The organism is Alexandriicola marinus (genome assembly GCF_004000435.1).
Classification (GTDB): Bacteria; Pseudomonadota; Alphaproteobacteria; order Rhodobacterales; family Rhodobacteraceae; genus Alexandriicola; species Alexandriicola marinus.
On sequence record NZ_RBVZ01000006.1, the window covers coordinates 134,199 to 154,861 of the forward strand.

The 20,663-nt window shown below is 61.4% G+C and carries 24 protein-coding genes; 7 read left to right on the plus strand and 17 right to left on the minus strand.

Translation table 11 applies throughout. From position 1 onward, the window contains the following. The first annotated feature begins 40 nt into the window (after positions 1-40). The 6 genes from EP376_RS16825 to EP376_RS16850 all read left to right on the plus strand — a co-directional run bounded on the left by EP376_RS16825 (position 41) and on the right by EP376_RS16850 (position 6,345). Positions 41-1,579 (plus strand): putative bifunctional diguanylate cyclase/phosphodiesterase, encoded by a 1,539-nt coding sequence (locus EP376_RS16825; RefSeq protein ID WP_127656776.1) that lies wholly within the window; start codon positions 41-43, stop codon positions 1,577-1,579. 175 nt (positions 1,580-1,754) lie between these two features. Further along, a complete protein-coding gene (yidC, locus tag EP376_RS16830) occupies positions 1,755-3,581 on the plus strand; it encodes a membrane protein insertase YidC (RefSeq protein ID WP_127656777.1) in 1,827 nt (608 codons plus the stop codon). A gap of 46 nt (positions 3,582-3,627) precedes the next feature. Further along, positions 3,628-4,281 (plus strand): ribosome biogenesis GTP-binding protein YihA/YsxC, encoded by a 654-nt coding sequence (yihA, locus tag EP376_RS16835; protein ID WP_127656778.1) that lies wholly within the window; start codon positions 3,628-3,630, stop codon positions 4,279-4,281. Between the two features lie 35 nt (positions 4,282-4,316). Beyond that, entirely contained in the window at positions 4,317-5,195 is an 879-nt protein-coding gene (gene argB / locus EP376_RS16840) for an acetylglutamate kinase (RefSeq protein WP_127656779.1), read from the plus strand. Beyond that, complete coding sequence (locus EP376_RS16845; protein ID WP_127656780.1) at positions 5,192-5,842, plus strand: ferredoxin; 651 nt, start codon at positions 5,192-5,194, stop codon at positions 5,840-5,842. Before argB ends, EP376_RS16845 begins: the two co-directional genes overlap by 4 nt. Beyond that, complete coding sequence (locus EP376_RS16850) at positions 5,839-6,345, plus strand: SixA phosphatase family protein (RefSeq protein ID WP_127656781.1); 507 nt, start codon at positions 5,839-5,841, stop codon at positions 6,343-6,345. The genes EP376_RS16845 and EP376_RS16850 overlap by 4 nt, the downstream gene beginning before the upstream one ends. 3 nt (positions 6,346-6,348) lie before the next feature. Here the strand turns inward: EP376_RS16850 and EP376_RS16855 are convergent, their stop codons facing one another. The 8 genes from EP376_RS16855 to EP376_RS16890 all read right to left on the minus strand — a co-directional run bounded on the left by EP376_RS16855 (position 6,349) and on the right by EP376_RS16890 (position 15,255). After that, on the minus strand, positions 6,349-7,140 hold the full coding sequence (locus EP376_RS16855) for an amino acid ABC transporter ATP-binding protein (RefSeq protein WP_127656782.1): 792 nt from the start codon (positions 7,138-7,140) through the stop codon (positions 6,349-6,351). A 12-nt stretch (positions 7,141-7,152) separates the two neighbouring features. Continuing rightward, complete coding sequence (locus EP376_RS16860; RefSeq protein ID WP_420837133.1) at positions 7,153-8,631, minus strand: amino acid ABC transporter permease; 1,479 nt, start codon at positions 8,629-8,631, stop codon at positions 7,153-7,155. 373 nt (positions 8,632-9,004) lie between these two features. Next, the gene (locus EP376_RS16865) at positions 9,005-10,219 is read right to left on the minus strand and encodes an amino acid ABC transporter permease (protein ID WP_127656784.1); all 1,215 of its coding nucleotides are present in this window, start codon (positions 10,217-10,219) and stop codon (positions 9,005-9,007) included. Positions 10,220-10,359: 140 nt separating this feature from the next. Continuing rightward, on the minus strand, positions 10,360-11,379 hold the full coding sequence (locus EP376_RS16870) for an amino acid ABC transporter substrate-binding protein (RefSeq protein ID WP_127656785.1): 1,020 nt from the start codon (positions 11,377-11,379) through the stop codon (positions 10,360-10,362). 212 nt (positions 11,380-11,591) lie between these two features. Continuing rightward, positions 11,592-12,311: an ATP12 family chaperone protein gene (locus EP376_RS16875; RefSeq protein ID WP_127656786.1), complete on the minus strand. Its 720-nt coding sequence runs from the start codon at positions 12,309-12,311 to the stop codon at positions 11,592-11,594. A 169-nt stretch (positions 12,312-12,480) separates the two neighbouring features. Beyond that, a complete protein-coding gene (locus tag EP376_RS16880; RefSeq protein ID WP_127656787.1) occupies positions 12,481-13,521 on the minus strand; it encodes an RluA family pseudouridine synthase in 1,041 nt (346 codons plus the stop codon). Beyond that, positions 13,518-13,895, minus strand: a complete 378-nt coding sequence (gene crcB, locus EP376_RS16885; protein ID WP_127656788.1) for a fluoride efflux transporter CrcB — start codon at positions 13,893-13,895, stop codon at positions 13,518-13,520. Before crcB ends, EP376_RS16880 begins: the two co-directional genes overlap by 4 nt. A gap of 31 nt (positions 13,896-13,926) precedes the next feature. Next, entirely contained in the window at positions 13,927-15,255 is a 1,329-nt protein-coding gene (locus EP376_RS16890) for a replication-associated recombination protein A (protein WP_127656789.1), read from the minus strand. A 127-nt stretch (positions 15,256-15,382) separates the two neighbouring features. Here EP376_RS16890 and EP376_RS23035 point away from each other — a divergent pair, with 127 nt between their 5' ends. After that, on the plus strand, positions 15,383-15,547 hold the full coding sequence (locus EP376_RS23035; protein WP_164744961.1) for a hypothetical protein: 165 nt from the start codon (positions 15,383-15,385) through the stop codon (positions 15,545-15,547). A gap of 77 nt (positions 15,548-15,624) precedes the next feature. On the opposite strand, the gene rplQ is transcribed toward EP376_RS23035, so the two are convergent. The 9 genes from rplQ to EP376_RS16935 form a co-directional block, all read right to left on the minus strand. Beyond that, a complete protein-coding gene (gene rplQ, locus EP376_RS16895; protein WP_127656790.1) occupies positions 15,625-16,047 on the minus strand; it encodes a 50S ribosomal protein L17 in 423 nt (140 codons plus the stop codon). A gap of 139 nt (positions 16,048-16,186) precedes the next feature. Beyond that, positions 16,187-17,203 (minus strand): DNA-directed RNA polymerase subunit alpha, encoded by a 1,017-nt coding sequence (locus tag EP376_RS16900; RefSeq protein ID WP_127656791.1) that lies wholly within the window; start codon positions 17,201-17,203, stop codon positions 16,187-16,189. A gap of 112 nt (positions 17,204-17,315) precedes the next feature. After that, positions 17,316-17,705 (minus strand): 30S ribosomal protein S11, encoded by a 390-nt coding sequence (gene rpsK / locus EP376_RS16905; RefSeq protein WP_127656792.1) that lies wholly within the window; start codon positions 17,703-17,705, stop codon positions 17,316-17,318. 15 nt (positions 17,706-17,720) lie between these two features. After that, a complete protein-coding gene (gene rpsM / locus EP376_RS16910; protein ID WP_127656793.1) occupies positions 17,721-18,089 on the minus strand; it encodes a 30S ribosomal protein S13 in 369 nt (122 codons plus the stop codon). A 190-nt stretch (positions 18,090-18,279) separates the two neighbouring features. Next, on the minus strand, positions 18,280-18,462 hold the full coding sequence (locus EP376_RS16915; protein WP_164744962.1) for a hypothetical protein: 183 nt from the start codon (positions 18,460-18,462) through the stop codon (positions 18,280-18,282). Between the two features lie 209 nt (positions 18,463-18,671). Continuing rightward, positions 18,672-19,061 (minus strand): hypothetical protein, encoded by a 390-nt coding sequence (locus tag EP376_RS16920; RefSeq protein ID WP_127656795.1) that lies wholly within the window; start codon positions 19,059-19,061, stop codon positions 18,672-18,674. Then, the gene (locus EP376_RS16925; RefSeq protein WP_127656796.1) at positions 19,061-19,471 is read right to left on the minus strand and encodes a hypothetical protein; all 411 of its coding nucleotides are present in this window, start codon (positions 19,469-19,471) and stop codon (positions 19,061-19,063) included. Before EP376_RS16925 ends, EP376_RS16920 begins: the two co-directional genes overlap by 1 nt. A gap of 368 nt (positions 19,472-19,839) precedes the next feature. Then, positions 19,840-20,259 carry a hypothetical protein gene (locus EP376_RS16930; protein ID WP_127656797.1) on the minus strand — a complete coding sequence of 140 codons (420 nt, stop codon included), beginning with the start codon at positions 20,257-20,259 and terminating at the stop codon, positions 19,840-19,842. After that, complete coding sequence (locus EP376_RS16935; RefSeq protein WP_127656798.1) at positions 20,246-20,587, minus strand: hypothetical protein; 342 nt, start codon at positions 20,585-20,587, stop codon at positions 20,246-20,248. Before EP376_RS16935 ends, EP376_RS16930 begins: the two co-directional genes overlap by 14 nt. Positions 20,588-20,663 lie beyond the last annotated feature (76 nt).

Below are 20,663 nucleotides of genomic sequence, written 5' to 3' on the forward strand. Positions count from 1 at the left end.
GGTTCGTTCCTGCGGAAGGCGATGCGAGGGCACATCCAATATGCAAAGAGGCTATCCTTCGTTCATTTCGGCGCCGAGGCCGCAGACGATCCGGCGTGTCTTGCGGTTCCTGCTGCTGATGTTCGTCCCGGTCGGGCTTTGGGCATCGAACTGGATCGACATGATGGACGGGGTCCTTCTGGGCGTCCTGTTCCTGACGCTGATCATCGCGATGAACCTTCCCGCAAGCGCGCCCACGCCGATCCTTTGGCGCGATTCCTCGACCGGGCTGCCGCTGCGGGACGAGTTGATCGACTATCTTGACGACGGTCTTGCCGATACCGGGCAGCCCGGATGCTCGACCTGCGTGATGGTGGTCGGGATCGACCGGTTCCGCATCGTCGAAGAGCGGTTTTCCCATGATGAGACGCGACAGATCCTCGCGATCGCGGCCCGTCGGATCGCCGGCTGCCTGCGGGAAACCGATATGACGGCCCGGCTCGACGGCCCCGTGTTCGGCGTCGGGATCAGGTCGGGCGAGACGCTTGAGCTGGATACGATGCTCAGGCTTGCCGGCCGCATTCAGCGAAAACTGTCGGAACGAATTCGCCTGGGCGAGATCACCGTCAACATATCCGCCTCTGTCGGGTTGTGCCTGCCGGACCGGGTCGAAGACCGGAACGCAAAGATCGTTCTGCAGGCGGCCAACGCGGCCCTGATCGAGGCGCAACGCCAGGGACCCGCCGCCATTCGGAGCTATTCCGACGCGATGCGCGAACGGGTCGTGCGGCGCAGTGGGTTGGCCCGCGAGGTCGTGCAGGCGCTCGAAGGTGGCGACCTGCTGGCCTATTTCCAGCCTCAGGTCTCGTCCGCGACGGGGCAGATCACCGGGGTCGAGACGCTGGCCCGATGGCATCACCCCGAACGGGGCCTTGTGCCGCCGGCCGAATTTCTTCCCGCGATCGAAAACGCCGGCATGATGGACAGGCTGTGCGAACTCATGGTCAGCGAGGGGTTGCGCGCGCTCAAGACATGGGACGAGCTTGATCTGGGCATCCCCCGGATCGGCATCAACTTCTCTCCCTGCGAGCTGGGCGATCCAAAGCTGGTCGACCATATTACAGGTGAACTCGACCGCTACGGTATCGCCGCCGACAGGCTGGTGATCGAAGTGCTGGAAAACGTGGTCGCCGACCGGACGGATGATATCATCATCCGCAACCTCGCCTCCCTGTCCAAGCTGGGATGCTGCCTTGATCTTGACGATTTCGGCACCGGCCACGCTTCGATCACCTCGATCCGTCGCTTTGCCGTTCAGAGGATCAAGATCGACAGAACTTTCATAACCGGCATCGACGAAGATCCCGAACAGCAGCGCATGGTCGGCGCGATTCTCACCATGGCGGGCGAGTTGAACGTGGATACGCTGGCCGAAGGCGTCGAAACCGAGGGCGAACTGACCGAACTCAAGCGGCTGGGCTGCGGACATATTCAAGGCTATGTGCTGGCGCGCCCGATGCCAATCGAGGAGACTGCGGGGTGGATCGCACGATACCGTTCGGGCGACGGCGCGATCATCCGGCAGCTTCGCGCAGTCTGAGTCGTGTCGCCAATCCGGTCGATCGGTCGCGGTGCTCGACACCTGGTCGCGGTGCGCGGCCAATGCCCGCACCAGCCGGCACTTCGCCCTTGAAATATGGCAAAACCGCTTGACCTTTGAGCCCGCCCCCTGTTGAACCGGCGTCACCTGAAACGCCGGTACCAAGGGGCCGCCGATGGACGATCAGAACAGAAATCTCATACTCGCGACCGCGCTGAGTTTCCTCGTCATCCTGACCTGGTTCATCCTCTTTCCACCCGAGGAACAGACACCGCTGCCCTCGGCGGAGGAAATTTCCACGACCGGAGCGACCCCGGTTGCCGATGCGCCCGAGGGCGTCGTCGAACAGGGCGCGGCCCCGCAAGTCGAGGCGGCCCCGGAGGCTGCACGACTTGATATCGCGACCTCTCACCTGACGGGCTCGATCTCGCTGCAGGGCGGACGGATCGACGACCTTCTGCTGGCGACCTACCGCGAGACGCTGGACCCGAATTCCGACCTTGTGCGCCTCCTGTCGCCCGTTGGAAGCAATCTGGCCTATTATGCGCTTTACGGCTGGGCCCCGACCGCAGGGATGGATCCCGACATGGTGCCGGGCCCCAACACGATCTGGTCCGTCGAAGCGGGTGAAACCCTTACAGCCGACAGCCCCGTTACCCTGGTTTGGGACAATGGGGAGGGCCTCGTTTTCCGCCGCACGATGTCGGTCGACGAGGATTACCTCTTCACGATCAGCCAATCCGTCGAGAACACGACCGGCGAGTCCGTGGCCATCGCTCCCTATGGCCTTATCGCCCGCCATGGACAGCCCGACAGCCGCCCCTTCTTCATCCTGCATGAGGGCGTGGTCCGCATGTCGGACGGCGAATTGCAGGAAATCACCTACAAGAACCTGCCCGACATGGACCCGGATCCCCGCGGCCTCGGCCAGTCGGACATCATCGAAGTATCGGAGAATGGCTGGATCGGCTTTACCGACAAATACTGGATGACGACGCTGGTTCCCGAGCCGGGCACGGCCTTCCGGTCGACGGTCCGCTACAACGCCACCAGCAACATCTTCCAATCCGAAACCGTGATGCCGACCCGGACCATTGGCCCGGGTGAAACCGTATCGGCCGAAAGCCAGCTGTTTGCCGGCGCCAAGGAATGGGAGATCATCCGCGAATATGAAACCGAGGGCGGCATCGAAGGCTTCCTCGATTCGATCGACTGGGGCTGGTTTTTCTTCCTGACCAAGCCGATCTTCGCCCTTCTGCACTGGCTCAACATCTATATCGGCAACATGGGCTGGTCGATCATCGTGCTGACGCTGATCATCAAGGCCGTCCTGCTGCCGCTGGCCTACAAATCCTACGTCTCGATGGCGAAGATGAAGGAACTTCAGCCCGAGATGGAAAAGCTGAAGGAACAGGCCGGCGACGACCGCCAGAAGATGCAGCAGGGCATGATGGAGCTCTACAAGAAGAACAAGGTAAACCCGGCCTCGGGCTGTCTGCCGATCCTGATGCAGATCCCGATCTTCTTTTCGCTCTACAAGGTGATCTTCGTCACGATCGAATTGCGGCATGCGCCGTGGATCGGCTGGATCAAGGACCTTTCGGCACCCGATCCCTCCTCGATCCTGAACCTGTTCGGACTGCTGCCCTGGGGCACGCCTGACCAGGGGTCGATCTTCTTCATTTTCTCTCTGGGCGTTCTGCCGATCTTCCTCGGCATCTCGATGTGGCTTCAGCAAAAACTGAACCCGGCGCCCACGGATGCGACGCAGAAGATGATTTTTGCCTGGATGCCCTGGGTGTTCATGTTCATGCTGGGCAGCTTTGCCAGCGGTCTTGTTCTCTACTGGATCGCGAACAACACGATCACCTTCACCCAGCAGTACCTGATCATGCGCAGCCACGGGCACAAACCGGACGTTTTCGGCAATATCCTGTCCGGCTTCAAACGCGACAAGAAGGCCGCGGCCAATTCCGCCGATGCGCCCAAGAAGGGCAAATGATGGCGTCAGCTGTCCTGACAGACACCCGGGCTGACAGGCGGCCCGGATGAATGCGCTGCCCTTCCCTGTCGTCGAGGACCCGGAGCCGGAGGCGATCGAGGCGGGCCGCAAGCTTTTTGCCGGGCCCGTCGATTTCGTCAAAGGCGTGGTCGCGATGGATGGCCTGCCGCCCGGCGACCGCCCCGAGATATGCTTTGCCGGGCGGTCGAATGTCGGCAAGTCGAGCCTGATCAACGCGGTCACCGGCCGCAAGGCGCTGGCCCGGGCGTCGAACACGCCGGGCCGGACACAGGAAATCAACTTCTTCACCATGGGTGAAAGCCGCTACCTCGTCGATTTGCCGGGCTATGGCTTTGCGAATGCGCCGGTCAAGGTCGTCGAGAAATGGCAGAGATTGCTCAAGGCCTATCTGTCGGGCCGGCAGACTCTGCGGCGGGCCTTCGTCCTGATCGACGCGCGGCACGGGGTGAAATCGGTCGATGACGAGATCATGGCCCTTCTGGACCGGGCCGCCGTCACGTTCCAATGCGTGTTGACCAAGACCGACAAGGTCAAGGGCGCCGATCTGGACCGCAGTCTTGCGCGCACCCGCGAAGCGCTTGCGAAACATCCCGCCGCCTTTCCCGAACTTGTTCTGACATCGTCGGAAAAGGGCGACGGCATCGCGACGCTTCGGGCGATCATCGCCGGGATCGACTAGAGACCGGAGATCGCCACGTGAGGAGGAGAGAGGACATGAACCGCGACTGGATCACCACCGCACGGACCCTCGCCGAAGCCCTGCCCTTCATGCAGCGCTATGCCGGGGCGGTCGTCGTCGTGAAATTCGGCGGCAATGCCATGGGAGATGCGGCAGCAATGGCGGATTTCGCCCGTGACATCGTCCTGATGCGGCAGGTGGGGGTGAACCCCGTCGTGGTCCATGGCGGCGGGCCGATGATCAACGACATGCTGGATCGGCTGGGCATCGAGTCGCGCTTTGTCCGGGGCAAGCGCGTCACCGACAAGGCCACGATCGAAGTGGTCGAGATGGTTCTGACCGGCCTTGTGAACAAGCGGATCGTTCAGGCGATCATGGATGAAGGCGGGCGGGCCGTCGGCCTGTCGGGCAAGGACGACGATCTTCTTGTGGCCGAGGCTGACGATCCGGAACTGGGGTTTGTCGGCCGCCCGGTCGAGATGAACGTCCAGGTGCTGCGTGACCTGTTTACCGCCGGCATCATTCCCGTCGTCGCACCCGTGGCCACCGGAATGGGCGACAACGAGACATTCAACGTCAATGGCGACACCGCAGCGGGCGCGATCGCGGGCGCGCTGCAGGCCGATCGCCTGCTTCTTCTGACGGATGTCCCGGGCGTCAAGGATGACAGCGGCGAGGTCGTCACCCAGCTGAGTGCGGCTCAGGTCCGCGAGATGATCGGCAACGGCACCATCGCCGGCGGCATGATCCCCAAGACGGAAACGGCGCTCGATGCGATCGAGGCTGGCGTGCGCGCGGTCGTGATCCTGGACGGTCGTCTGCCGAACGCGACATTGCTGGAGCTGTTCACCGAACATGGTGCAGGCTCGATCATCAGGGCCGATCTGAACGCGCCCACCCTAACCAAGAAGTGAACCGGCTCGACGACATCGAACGTCAGGCGGCCGAACAGGGCCTTCGGATTCTCGGGGTCGCGCCGGTGGCACCGGGCGATGATCTGCCCGACCGGATCAAGAGCCTGATCCTCCTGGGCCCGGATGAGCCGCGCTTCTGGCCGATGTTCAAGGCCTCGGACGAGGCCGGGGACGGTGAGCCCGACGCGCTCGACCGCTGGTCGCGCAGGGTGATCGGCCGGATCGCCTGCGATCTCAGCGGCAAGGCCTATTTCCCCTTCGGCGGCCCGCCATGGCGGCCGTTCCTCGATTGGGCACTGAGAACAGGTCGTTGCTGGTCGTCGCCGGTCGGGCTCCTGATCCACGAAGAGATGGGGTTGTTCGTCTCGTTCCGGGGCGCGATCGGTATCGAAGACGCCGTGACAACCGACACCGGCGCACGCCCCTGTGACACCTGTGTCGACAAACCCTGCCTTGAGGCCTGCCCCGCCGGTGCGATGGGGGCCGACGGATACGACGTGCCCGCCTGCAAGACATGGCTCGACAGCGCGCCCGGCGCGATCTGCATGACAGGTGGTTGCCTTGTGCGCCGATCCTGCCCCGTCGGCGCCGGACGACGCCTTGCCGAGCAATCGGCCTTTCACATGGAGGCATTCAGAGGCCCATGACACTCAGGCTCATCATCATCCGCCATGCGAAATCAAGCTGGGGCGACCCCACCGCCGACGACCACGACCGCGTTCTGAACGAACGTGGCCGTATCTCTGCGGATGCGCTTGGCGATTGGCTGGCCGCAAAAGGCTATGTGCCCGACGAGGCCCTCTGCTCCACCGCGTCGCGCACCGTCGAGACGCTCGACCGCATCTCGGCCCGCCTGCCCGCACGCCCCCCGATCAGCTATGAGCGGCGGCTCTACCATGCCGATCCGGGCACGATCCTCGATGTGGTGCGCGGGGGGAGCGGAGCGACGCTGGCCGTGATCGGCCACAATCCCGGGATTGGCGGTTTTGCCGATGCGATGACCGAGACACCACCAGACCATCCGGAGTTTCATCGCTATCCGACGGGGGCGACGACGATCCTCGAATTCGACGATGCCTCATGGCAAAACGTCCGGCCCAAGACGGGCCGGACGCTTGATTTCGTGGTGCCAAGAGACCTTGGCGCCTGAAGCCTAGTGGCCGAGGATCTGGCTCAGGAACAGCTTGGTCCGATCCGATTGCGGATTGTTGAAGAATTCCTCGGGCTCGTTCTGCTCCACGATCTGCCCCTGGTCCATGAAGATGACGCGGTTGGCGACCTGACGGGCAAAGCCCATCTCGTGCGTCACACAAAGCATCGTCATCCCCTCTTCGGCCAGCTCGATCATGGTATCGAGCACTTCCTTGATCATCTCGGGGTCAAGCGCTGATGTCGGCTCGTCGAACAGCATGATCCGCGGCTTCATGCAAAGCGACCGGGCGATGGCCACACGCTGCTGCTGACCGCCCGAAAGCTGCCCGGGATATTTCAGCGCCTGTTCCGGGATCTTCACCTTCTCGAGGAAATGCATCGCCGTTTCCTCGGCCTCTTTCTTGGGCGTCTTGCGCACCCAGATCGGGGCCAGCGTACAATTCTCGAGGATCGTCAGATGCGGAAAGAGGTTGAAGTGCTGAAAGCACATCCCGACCTCGGACCGGATCTTGTCGATATTCTTGAGATCGGAAGACAGCTCAGTCCCGTCGACGATGATCTGGCCCGCCTGATGTTCCTCAAGCCGGTTGATACAACGGATGAGCGTCGACTTCCCCGACCCGGACGGACCACAGATGACGATCCGTTCGCCCCTGTAAACCGTCAGGTTGATGTCGCGCAGGACGTGGAACGTCCCGTACCACTTGTTCATCTCGGTGATCTGGATGGCCACCTCGTCGGAAACCTTCATCTGGCTCCGGTCGATTTCGCGTTCTGTTGCGAGTTCGGACATGTTCAGGTCTCCTTAGCGGTGTTCACGCTGGAGTTTCTTCTCCAGGTAGAGTGAGTAACGGCCCATCGAGAAACAGAAGGCAAAGAACAACAGCCCGATGAAGGCGAAAAGTTCCCAATAGATACCGTTCCAGTCGGTCGAAGCGCGGATGGCGTTCGACAGGCCCACGGGATCGAGAAGGCCGATGAAGACCACGAGGGTGGTATCCTTGAACAGGCCGATGAAGGTGTTCACGATACCGGGGATCGAGATCTTGAGTGCCTGCGGAAGAACGATCAGCCGCATCGACTTCCAGTAATCGAGACCCAGCGCATCGGCGGCCTCGTACTGACCTTTGGGCAGGGCGGCAAGGCCACCCCGGATCACCTCGGCGATGTAGGCCGCGGCAAAGAGGGTCACCATGATGATCACGCGGACAACAAGGTCGAGGTTGCTGCCCGGCGGCAGGAAGTAGTTCAGAAGGATCGACGCCGTGAACAGCCACACGATCAGCGGCACGCCCCGGATCGTTTCGATAAAGGCCACGCAGGTCTTGTTGATGATGAACAGGTCAGACTGACGGCCAAGCGCCAGCAGAATGCCCAGCGGCATCGACAGGACGATCCCCGCCACACCGATGATCACCGCCAGCATGAAGCCACCGATTTCCCGGCTGTCGACGGGCTCGAGCCCGATCCGGCCAAGTTGCTGATAGGTCGTCCTGATGCCGTCTTCGATCGTGACGACGTTATTGACCGCCGTGCCGTAGGCATCGATCTGGTCAAGCACCTCGGGCGGTGTGCCCTCGGGGGCAAGGGCCGGATTGGTCATGTTCCTCAGACCGCGCGGCAAGGCCTCACGGAGGACGTCCACCTCGGCCCGGGCGTCTGGCAGTGATGCCTCCCGCTCTTCCAGTGTCGCGAGATTGCCCAGCAGGCTGCGGGCACCGGAAAGAACCTGCCCGACCCGGAAGTGTTCCTGCGAAAGGGACGACGCTTGGTCGCGCAACGCCGTCAGGCCCTGCATCGTGGTGTCAAGCTCTCCCCTCAGGGCCGAAATGTCCCCGCTGCCCTCTTCGATCCGGGCAAGGATGGCATCCTTTTCAGCGACAGCATCCGCGATCTCGGCGGCGACGGCCTCCTGCTGTTCCTCGATCTCGGCGATGACCTGCGGCAGGGTTTCCATTTGGTTGGTCATTTCCACCTGAGCGGAATCGAACCGGCTGTTGCCAACCATGCGATACAGCCCGTCGCTCACATTGGGCGTAACGACCATCCACCAGACGACCGTCGCGACGATCGCGGCGGTGACCGCTGCGATCTGCCCCGCGATCGGGGCGATCAGGCGAAAGGCCACATAGCCCACGATAAATCCGAGGAAGACAAGCGTCGGCGTCCAGAAGGCACCGCCCCAGATCAGCCAGGCGGCCAGGAACGGATAGATCGCGGTGAAGGCCAGAAACGGACGCGGAACCTGATCGCTGTAGAGAACCGGCGCGAGTGCGACGAACATCAACAGGAACGTCAGGATCGGGCGCCAGTAGAATTCGGGCGGATAAAACCCGAACAGAAGCTGAAGCCAGCGGTCCTCGACCACCGCCCAGCAGGCGCCGGAATGCGCGTCACCGCCATTGGCCGCAAGGACCTCGCGGCATTCGTTCAGCGATCCGGCGTTCCAGACTCCGCCGAACATCCATGGCAGGAAGCCCGACAGCACCAGAAAGATCACGTAAAGCGAGACCACGGTCAGGATGATATTCATCCAGCCCGAGAACAGGTTTTCGCGGATCCACTTTACTGCGCCCTTCTCGGCGAGGGGCGGCTCCTGTTCCGGGAGCATGCTTTCCCGGACATAGCGGACGGTTTGTGCGTGTGTATCGCTCATCTCACCGCTCCCTCAGCTTGACGCGATTGTTGAAGACGTTCATCGCCCCTGAAATCGCAAGGCTCAGCAACAGGTAGAACAGGCCGACAAGCAGCATGCCCTCCAGCTCCCGGCCGGTCTGGTTGATCGTGATCCCGCCCAGCGTGGACCGCACATCCATGTAGCCCACCGCAATCGCGAGAGAGCTGTTCTTGGTGAGGTTCAGGTACTGGGAAATCAGCGGCGGCACGATCACCCGAAGAGCCTGCGGCAGGATCACGAGGCTCATCGTGCGGTTCGGGCGCAGGCCCAGCGCAAAGGCGGCCTCGGTCTGACCCTTGGACACCGCAAGGATACCAGCGCGCACGATTTCGGCGATGAAGGCCCCGGTATAAAGCGACAGGGCAAGCCAGAGCGCGATCAGGGAGTTCCGCAGGTGTATCCCGCCCGAGAAGTTGAAGCCCCCGAGTTCGGGGTTTTCCAGCCCGATCGGGCGCCCCATGATGAAGAAGACCAGGATCGCCGGCACAAAGGCGATCACGATTGCCGGCCACACCATGGGAAGCAGACGGCCGGTATCGAACAAAAGCTTTTTCGCATAGCCGCGATAGGCAAAGGCGCCGATCACGGACAGGACAAAGACGATCACGACGATCAAGGAGCCGTCGCCCCAGACAGGGGCCGGCACATAGACGCCGCGGTTGGTAATGGCCACCGAATCGCCAAGGACCATCGACGCCGAACCACCCTCACGGAAATCGCGCGGTTGCGGCGTGCCCTCGGTCATCAGTGCAAATATCAGGAGGATCCACAGCAGCAGGGGGACGTTCCGGAACCCTTCGACATAGGCTGCCATCAGCTTGTTCACGATCCAGTTCTTCGACAGACGAAGAACACCCGCGATCACGCCGAGAACGGTCGCAAGCGCACATCCGAGGAACGCGACAAGGATCGTGTTGAGGATACCGACAAGCGCCGCTCGCCCATGGGTGGACTGGCTGTCATATTCAACAAGGCGCTGGTTGATGTCATAGCCGGCAGGCTGCCACAGGAATCCGAAGTCGAAATCCTTTCCCAGCGCCTGAAGGTTTTGAACCGTGTTGGAAACAAGCCAGCTGATCGACAGGACAAGCAGGATCATCGCGACGACCTGAATCGTCATCGAGCGATAGCGCGTGTCATAGATTAGCTGATTGAGCCGGAAGCCCTCTTTGGGCGGATCCGTTATTGTCGTCATCTGTGGTCTCCCCGGTCAGTTGACGTCCGCCTGTGAGCCGGTTTGCCCGGCTTTCGGTTTGCAGCGTAATGACTGCAACTCTGGCGGTCCGTTATTGGAAAAGGGCGCGGCGATGATCGCCGCGCCCTCTCCTTTGGGTCTTAGCGGAAAGGCGGCGAGTAGATCAGGCCACCTTCGGTCCACTGTGCGTTCAGACCGCGGGCAAGACCGATCGGCGTGTTTTCACCGATCGTCTGCTCGAACAATTCACCGTAGTTCCCCACCGCGGAGATGACCGCGACAGCCCAGTCGGCCTCGAGGCCGAGCATGGCGCCCAGTTCACCTTCGGTGCCCAGAAGACGATTGATCTCGGGGTTGTCGGTGGCAGCAGCGGCAAGCTCGCTGACGTTGGCCGAGGTCACGCCAAGCTCTTCGGCGGCGATCATCGCATTGAGGGTCCAGCGAACGATGTCGCCCCACTCATTGTCGCCGTGGCGAACGAGCGGGCCAAGCGGCTCTTTCGAGATGATTTCGGGCAGAATGACGTGATCGCCCGGGTTCTCGAAGGTTGCGCGCGTGGCAGCAAGGCCCGACGCGTCGGTGGTGTAGACGTCGCAGGCGCGCGCAAGGTACTGCTGCTGTGCTTCTGCGTTGGTTTCGATCGGAACCGGCTCGTAGCTGATGTTGTTCACGCGGAAAAAGTCAGCAAGGTTGAGTTCGGTCGTCGTGCCGGTCTGGATGCAGACAGTCGCGCCGTCCAGATCCTTGGCCGACGTCACGCCGATATCGCGCGGAACCATGAAGCCCTGGCCATCATAGTAGTTGATGCCGGTGAATTCCATTTTTAGGTCGACATCGCGCGAGAAAGTCCAGGTCGTGTTCCGGGCCAGCATGTCGACTTCGCCGGAGGCGAGCGCGGTAAAGCGGGTCTGCGTGGTCAGCGGCACGAAGTTCACGGCCTCGGGATCGCCAAGCGCCGCGGCGGCGACAGCACGGCACACACCGACGTCGAAACCTTCCCAAACACCATTCGCGTCGGGAGCAGCGAAGCCGACCAGACCGGTGGACACGCCGCAGTTCAGCGTCCCGCGGGCGGTCACATCGTCAAGCGTTGCTGCAGACGCAGCGCCTGCAGCAATACCGGCGACGGTCAGTGCGCCGAAAAAGACGGTTTTATTCATGTGTACCTCTTCCTGAGTTTATCTGGCCTTGCCCGACCAGAAATCTATTCTTGCGATCCGTTTCCGGATCCGGGCGATGACACCTCGCTCAGATCAAGCAAGACGTCAGTGGATAACTTGGGTTGATAGGTATGGCAGGTCAAGTCGCTTGGCCGACAAGACAAGTGCAAAAGCTGAAAAAACAGGCAAAGACCCCTGCTATCGCGTCGAATTCAACGTGATGCAAAACGCGCAGCCTGCATAAAGCTATGCGCATCTAGGAATGCCAAACGCTTTTGTGCTGCTGCGGCATCGGCCTCGTCGTCGCGTCCCCATTGCGAAAACTGCCATTCTTCATCGATTCGCGACAGTTCCCAGGCCCGCTCGGGGGGGAGAGTGTCGTGCACAACGGCCAGCCCGAGAACCAGCGATCCGGTCAGGCTCACGAGATCATGCATCGCGGTCAGACCGAATGCATCGAGCGCATCGACCTCGGCCCGCAGCCGGGCAAGAGCGGCGTTGTCCTGCGCCACCGGAATGATGCCGGTCGCCACGGACAGGCGCGCGTCGAACCTGTCCGAAACCCAGTCGAGCAGCGGATCCCACTCGCGGGCCTGCTGTTCGACCAGAAGCGTCGGCCCCTCGGCGCGGTAACACAGCAGATCGGTTTCGCCATAGGCCGCCACGACATCGACCACGCCGTCCCATTGCGGGCGGACCTTGTCGATGGCCGAGTTCGCCATGCGCGTCGCGGGCATGCGGTCGGGCCTGATCTCGGTGTCCTGCGCGTCCCATTCCGCGGCAACCATCCGGGCCAGTGCCTCTGTCGGAAGATGAAGCGCAGACTTGAACGGGGTCTTGATCGGGCGGCCGTCCAGCAAGACGCACCAGCCCTCATCGGCCCTGTCGACCGTTACATCTGTCCAGAATTTGCGGCTTTTCCACTCGGTCATGTGGCCTCCGTCGGGCTGTCGAAAAAGGGCGGCAGGAAGGCGCAGCACCCGGTCCCTCGGGCCGCGCCGGAGCGGCTGGACCGCCGATATACCGGGACCTGCCCGGTTGCGCCGATCTCGGTCTCATGGTCCGGCTGGGCAATCGGGATTTTGCGAAGTTCGTGCCGCATCACTCCTCCGGATCGAACGGATCCAGCGCGGCATCCGAGGCCGACCACCCGACGAAATCCCAGGTTCGCTGCATATGCTCGGGCAAGGGGGCGGTAACCGTAAGCATGGCACCGGTGACGGGATGTTCAAAGATCAACGTGCGCGCATGAAGGTGCAGTTTGCGGCTGATCTCGCCGCCCAGTGCAGCGCCCCAGCCATCACCAAGGTTTTCCTGACCCGATCCACCATATTTGCCATCCCCCACAATCGGATGACCGATCTCGGCCATATGGGCGCGAAGCTGATGCGTGCGGCCCGTGACTGGCACCATCGCAACCCAGGATGCCCGCCGGCCAAGCGCATCGATCACGGTGAAATCCGTGGCCGCCCGTTTTGCCCCCGGTGTCTGGGCGATCTCGTCCGGATGCAGGCAGCGCATCTTCTCGTTCTCGCCGCCGCGACCATGCCCGGGCGCCTTGACCAGTGCATATTTGATCGTGCCGGCTTTCGGGTCGGGCACGCCCGCGACAGCAGCCCAGTAAATCTTGCGCGTGGCCCTGTGGCGCAGCGCCTCTGTCAGGGATTTGGCGACCGTCCTGCTTCGCGCCAGAAGAAGCACACCCGACGTATCCCGATCGAGCCTGTGAACCAGACGCGGCTTGTCTTCGGCATCGCCCTGCAGAGCCTCGGCCAGCCCGTCCACGTGCCGGGTCACCCCGCTGCCGCCCTGCGTGGGCAGGCCCGGCGGTTTGTTGATCGCGATGATATGGCCATCCTGGTACAGGACCGCCCGGCGCATCATCTCTGCGTCGGCATCACTGATCCGGGTGCGGGTGTGGACCGGGGCCGGCCCATCGGGCAGTGGCGGGATGCGGACCTTCTGACCCGTCTCGACACGGGTCGAACTTTTGACCCGGCCGCCATCGACCCGGATCTCGCCCTTGCGGCAGAGCTTTTCGATACGCCCCTGCGCAAGCTGCGGAAAAAGGCGCCGCAGATAGCGGTCCAGCCTCTGGTCGCCCTCGTCGGGGCCGACGATCCGGGTCTGTACGCCGCTCATGACAGAAGGCTCCTTGCGAGGGCGAGGCCTGCGACCAACGCCAGAATGGATAGGGTGACCGAGCCTATGACATATAGGCCCGCGACGGCCGTCTGCCCCCGCTCCCACATTGTCACTGCATCAAGAGAGAAGGCCGAAAAGGTCGTGAACCCGCCCAGCACACCGGTCATCAGGAACGGGGCAAGGCGATTGCCGAACCTCTCGGCCAGGACGACGACCAGAACCCCCATGAGGAACGAGCCCACGACATTGACAACGGCCGTGCCCCAGGGAAAGCCGGGGCCGATCAGGCGCATTGCCCCGACATTCGTCAGATAGCGGACCGACGCGCCGATTGCCCCGCCAAGGGCCACCTGTATCAGGGTTGTGAACATGGCCCTCGGTTGCCCTGCCCGCGCGGGGAAGTCAATCGCGGGACCGTTTGGCCCTGAGCCCGGCGAAGTAATCGACCCGCTTTTTCAGCTCTCGTTCGAAGCCGCGATCAACCGGCGTGTAATAGACACCCCGCTTCATGCCGTCGGGAAAATAGTTCTGCCCCGAAAATCCATCTTCGGCATCGTGATCATAGGCATAGCCCGCGCCATATCCCTGCTCTTTCATCAAGGATGTTGGCGCGTTGAGGATATGTTTCGGCGGCGGTTCCGATCCGGTCTGCTTCGCAGCATTCATCGAGGCCTTGAACGCGGCATAGGCCGCATTCGATTTCGGTGCGAGGGCGAGGTAGGTCACGGCCTGCGCAAGCGCCAGTTCACCTTCGGGGCTGCCAAGCCGTTCATAGATTTCCCACGCGTGCAGGCAGATCGATTGCGCCTGTGGATCGGCAAGGCCGATATCCTCGACGGCCATGCGCGTGATCCGGCGCGCCAGATAGCGTGGATCCTCCCCGCCCATCAGCATGCGCGCCAGCCAGTAGAGTGCCGCATCCGGATCGGAGCCCCGCACCGATTTGTGCAGTGCCGAGATCAGGTTGTAATGCTCGTCACCCGATTTGTCGTATTTGGCGGCCCGCCGCATCAGCCGAAGGCTCAGCGCCTCGGTATCGAGCTTTGTCCCCAGGTTCCAGGCCAGGACCTGCTCGATCAGGTTCAGAAGCGCCCGGCCATCGCCATCGGCCATTTCAAGAAGGGCCTCGCGCGCGGGGCCATCAAGCGGAAGGGGCCGGTCCATCACCTGTTCGGCCCGCTGCGCCAGAAGTTCAAGATGGGCCAGCGTCAGCCGGTTGAGGACGATGACCTGCGATCGGCTCAGAAGCGCTGCATTCAACTCGAACGACGGGTTCTCGGTCGTGGCGCCCACGAGCACGATCGTGCCATCCTCCATATGGGGCAGAAAGCTGTCCTGCTGGGCCTTGTTGAAGCGGTGGATTTCATCGACGAACAAGAGCGTTCCGCGCCCCTGCTGACGCCGCAGGCGCGCCGCTTCGAACACCTTCCGAAGGTCGGGCACGCCGGTGAAGATCGCGGAAATCTGCACGAAATGCAGATCGGTTTCCTGGGCCAGAAGCCGCGCGATCGTTGTCTTTCCCACGCCCGGGGGCCCCCACAGGATCAGCGATCCAAGGCTGCCCGCCGCGAGCATCGCACCCAGTGGGCCGTCTGTGCCAAGAACCTGCTCCTGGCCGACGACCTCGGCCAGATTGGCAGGACGCAGCCTGTCGGCCAGAGGCGCGGGACGTGTCCGCCCCTCCGGTTGATCCGGATCCGTGCGTCCTGATGTGTCAAAGAGATCGGGCATTGCATGCAAAGACTAGAACCGCCGGGTTCCAAGGGAAAGGTGGAACGACATCGAAGATCTTGTGTCGCTTTACAGCTTGTGCCGAAATTTTTTAGTCTTTCAGCGTAAGAGTAGTGGGTCAGTGTTCATGTCAGCCGAAACTTTCGCTCGCGAAGACGAAGTGATCCTGAAGATGCTTCAGGAATGGCCTGATCTTCTGAAGATCATGGATATCGCCCCGAACGGCGATCACAAAGCCCCCCGGGAACGAGAGCCTTTCAGCGCAAAGCCGCGCCCATCCGACACCGGGTAGGACGGTGGCTGACGGCTGACATGCGAAGGGCCGCGTCTTGACGACACGGCCCCATCCGAATGTCCGGCAAATGCGAATCAATCTTCTGCGGTTTCGTCCATCTCTTCGAGACGGGCACGGTCCGCGGCACCCTTGGCGTCGACGTCACGATCAACGAATTCGATGATCGCCATCGGGGCCATGTCACCGTAGCGGAAGCCGGCCTTCAGGACACGGACATAGCCGCCCTGACGCTCTTTGTAGCGCGGGCCGAGAACTTCGAACAGCTTGGCGACATGTGCATCCTGCTTAAGCTGCGCGGCCGCCTGGCGACGGGCATGGAGATCGCCCCGCTTGCCCAGCGTAACGAGCTTTTCGATGACGCGGCGCAGGTCTTTCGCCTTGGGCAGCGTCGTCTTGATCTGTTCATGTTCGATAAGCGATCCGGCCATGTTGGCAAACATCGCCTTGCGATGTTCATGGGTCCGGTTGAGTTTGCGGTATCCGCTGGCGTGACGCATGGTTTGGTCTCCGTTTCGTATTAGGATGGGCCGCGTCCGCGTGTGACGCTGCTCCGTTATTGGGGCGGGATTGCCCGATGCGGTGACCCATTCCTCGAAGGAATGGGACCGGACCTTTTGAAAAGGTCCGGCGCCGCGCTCAGAACTGGTCTTCGAACTTCTTGGCGAGGTCCTCGATATTGTCCGGCGGCCAATCCTCGACATCCATGCCGAGGTGCAGCCCCATGCCCGACAGCACTTCCTTGATCTCGTTCAGAGACTTCCGGCCGAAGTTCGGCGTGCGCAGCATCTCGGCTTCGGTCTTCTGGATCAGGTCGCCGATATAGACGATGTTGTCGTTCTTCAGGCAGTTTGCAGACCGGACGGACAGCTCGAGCTCGTCGACCTTCTTCAGAAGAAGCGGGTTGAACTCCAGCCCGTCGTCTTCCGAGCCAGCCTGCGCTGCCTCGGGTTCGTCGAAGTTGACGAAGATCGACAACTGGTCCTGAAGGATGCGCGCTGCATACGCGACAGCATCCTCGGGCGTGACGGAGCCATCCGTCTCGAGCTTCATGGTCAGCTTGTCATAGTCCAGAACCTGGCCTTCACGGGTCGGCTGGACGTCGTAGGACACTTTCTTGACCGGCGAATAGATGGCGTCGATCGCCATCATGCCGATCGGCGCATCCTCGGGCTTGTTCTTGTCGGCCGCCACATAGCCCTTGCCGGTGTTGACCGTCAGTTCCATGTAAAGCGACGCGCCGTCATCGAGGTGGCAGATCACGTGATCCTTGTTGAGGATCTCGATCCCGGCGGTTTCGGAAATGTCCGCACCCGTCACGACGCCCGGGCCCTTGGCCTGAACCGTCAGACGCTTGGGTCCTTCGACTTCCATGCGGATCGCGATGCCTTTGAGGTTCAGCACGATGTCGGTGACATCTTCGCGGACACCCGGCACCGAGGAAAATTCGTGCAGGACGTTGTCGATCTGAACGCCGGTGATGGCGGCGCCCTGAAGCGACGACAGAAGAACGCGCCGCAGCGCGTTGCCGAGCGTCAGGCCAAAGCCACGCTCGAGAGGTTCGGCGACGACGGTCGCCTGACGGCTCGGGTCATTGCCCGGGCGCACGTCAAGCTGTGTCGGCTTGATCAGTTCGGCCCAATTCTTGTGGATCATGGTCCCTCCATTCCTGTTCGCCCGGCATGATCAACCATTGGCAAACGCTCGAGGTTTCTGAATCGATCTGGGGCCGCCCGAAAGCCGGCACGGCCCCGGAAATCTCCGGTTGTCAGACCCGACGACGCTTGGGCGGACGGCAACCGTTATGGGCGATCGGCGTCACATCACGGATCGAGGTGATGTTGAACCCGACGGCGGCCAGCGCACGCAGCGCGCTTTCCCGTCCCGAACCGGGGCCCTGAACCTCGACTTCGAGGGTCTTCACGCCATGTTCCTGCGCCTTTCGGCCCGCATCTTCGGCGGCCATCTGCGCGGCATAGGGCGTCGACTTCCGCGACCCCTTGAAGCCCATCGTGCCGGCGGACGACCATGCGATCGCATTGCCCTGCACGTCGGAAATCAGGATCTTGGTGTTGTTGAACGACGAATTCACATGCGCCACACCTGCGGCGATGTTCTTGGAGACCTTGCGCTTCGTGCGACGGGTATCACGTGCCATTGCTGCTGCCCTCCCTTATTTCTTCTTGCCGGCGATAGCTTTCGCCGGGCCTTTGCGCGTGCGCGCATTGGTGTGGGTCCGCTGGCCGCGGACGGGCAGATTGCGACGATGGCGGAGACCGCGATAGCAGCCCAGATCCATCAGACGCTTGACGTTCATCTGAACTTCGCGGCGCAGATCGCCCTCGACGGTCAGGTTCTGGTCGATATGCTCGCGGATGGAGAGCACTTCGGTGTCAGAGAGTTCGTTGACCCGGCGGCTGTGATCGATGCCCACGGCGTCGCAGATTTCACGCGCGGTGGAGTTGCCGATTCCGGTGATATAGGTGAGGGCGATGGGAACCCGCTTTGCAGTCGGGATGTTTACGCCGGCGATACGTGCCACGTTCGATGTCCTTTCGTTGCGAGCCCGTGATCCCAGGCCCTTTTTTCACAACGTAAGCCCGAGCTGTCCGGCCCGGGCTTCGCTCTTGATTCTCTCGCGAGATGGCGGTGAATATGACTTAACGCGACCCGGGTCAAGTGCCCGGAACGCGCTTTTGTCAAGCCATTTATTCGCGGCCAATCCGTGTTGATCACAATGTCGGACGATCAGGCCGCGTCTGGCTTGAATAGTCTATGCTGATCGGGTTCGGTTCCCCATCCGGTTTCTTTTGAAAGATGAGGAAATCACCTTGTTGCAGCAGGTCGATATTGCCCGGTGTGATGCCGGTGACGGCGGGGCTGTCCTGGATGATAAGCCTCTGCCGGAGCGACATGTCGGGGGTGTTCTCTGCAATGGCGGGGGCACTCGTAGCGCCCGCCTCATCGAAGCTGGCCCGATCGGACATGGCTCTGGCGTGGAGGGTCGAACGTGGCGTCTATCATCTGGCCACGGCAGGACAAAATCTGAATTTTTGGCGCCATGTTTTCGGCGGGGCCAGCGGTTATGCGCGATCAGGTATCGGCTTGATGACGAGTAGTTGCGCTATTCGCAGGCGAAAAATCGCGTCGCCTCGCCGGTCTGGTTCGAAGACGACCACATCAGGATCACGTCGGGCTCGGACTCGCTCATCCCGAAGACGAAAACCTCGGGATAGATGAATTCACCGGGCTCGGCGCAATAGCCGGGCCGGATCTGCGTCGTGGTCTCTGACCAGTCAAAGCGGATCTCTTCGTCCCACGAACAGCCGTATTCGATCGTCTCCGCCCCGGTCGCATAAAGCGCCATGACCCCGTCTTCATAGGCGGCCGAGATCGTGCCGCCACAATATTCGGGATCGGACAGATAGGGCTCTGCCAGGGCCGAGACCGGGATCAACGCGATCGCCATGACCGAAAGGCCGATCCGCGCCCTCTGCGCGAAACGCCCGGCCATCAGCGCGGTGCCTCGCAGACTTCGAAGGTCATCGGCTCGTCAACGCCCTGCTCCCAGACCTGAACCACTCCGGGCAACTCGGGAAACATCTGAAGCGCAAAGATCGTCGGTTGAACCCGATCGGCAACATAGCAGGCCGCCATCGTCATCTGCGTGGACGGCACGCTCCAGGAGAATTCGATCTCTGTCTCGAACCAGCAATCGAGTTCTTCCGACGCCGTGCCCCAAGCACCCAGTGTCGACCCGCCGGCCTGCACGACGTTCCAGACATGCAATTCGAGGTCGACATCAACCATCTGGTCGCAATGGATCACATCATCGACAAGGAACCCCGAGGCCAGTTGCTCGTGCATTTCTGCCGACAGGGCGCCGGGTGACAGGGCCAGAAGCAAGGCCGAACGTTTGATCATGCATACCTCCAGAAACGGATCAGCCCGAGCGTCGACGCTTGGGCTGTCAGGGTCAAGTCGTACCAGGTTAGGTCAGGCATCAAAGCGAAGCGCGCGATGAAGGGCCCTCAGCATATGTGGCTATCCGGTGCACAGTATCGCTTGGTGATTACTTGGTCCTACCGGTAGCTATCACCGCTTTCATGGCCCAAAAAATACCGAATAGCATCATGCCAAGAATTGGATATTGGACAATTTTCTCTAAATCCTCAGGAACCGCAAAAGTAATCGACAAAAGGAAGATCGCAACTGCTGAGAGCGCGCCACCCGTCAAGACACCCCCCGCGCCATTCGATTGTAGGACGGCCTTGGCAATTGTATCCGGCAGCTTAGGAGGAGGCGTTTCGTTCGACATTAATGCGATCGTACCACGCTGCGGAGAGAATGAATGAGGCGGCTAGTAGTAACGCGCCAGCCGCACCAACAAATGGCGTCTCTGTGACGTTCGCTACTACGCTGAAAACCACGCTGCCAACTAAACACCAGAGCGCGAGCCAAAAAAGGCGATGTGCCAACTCGCTAAACACAAGTAATTTATCAGTCCCAGTCACTTCTTTTTCGTCAACTTCGAGGACCATGCGCGCGTGTCTTCCAAGATCGCGAGAGATGTTGCTCCCAACCCAGGGAACCTGCCGTTCAGAACCAGCACGGATTGATGCATCAGTATACCCATTAATCCTTTCTCGTTCAGAAACGAGACGCGGCTTCTTGATCTCTGCCGGCTTAACATAGAGTTCAGCTGCCGTCACTTTTGACCTCCCCATCTTCGCCTTCAAACAACTCTGGATGTGCATCCTTGAACTGGCCGATCTTCTCATCCAGCCAATTTCGGAGAGCGATTGCGGTATTTATGTCGAAGTAAAGCGTCGCAGTGACATTCCTGACAATCCCATCTTTCGACTCTCGCGCTTCCTCCGTCCCCTCGCCGTCAAACTCGATAACACGCGGCAGGGGGGCTCTTTCTGAAAACACCGAAAGCGCCAACTGACCATTGCTCGTATTTATCCCCCCGTACCCGCCATGCACGGGCAACTCAACGAGTGACTGCGACTTAATATAGTGGACTTTCTCAACCATCAGATCACACGCCTTCCACCGGAAAGCAGTCCATGTGAACCGGGAAGCACACAGCCATAGAGTCACATAGATTCTT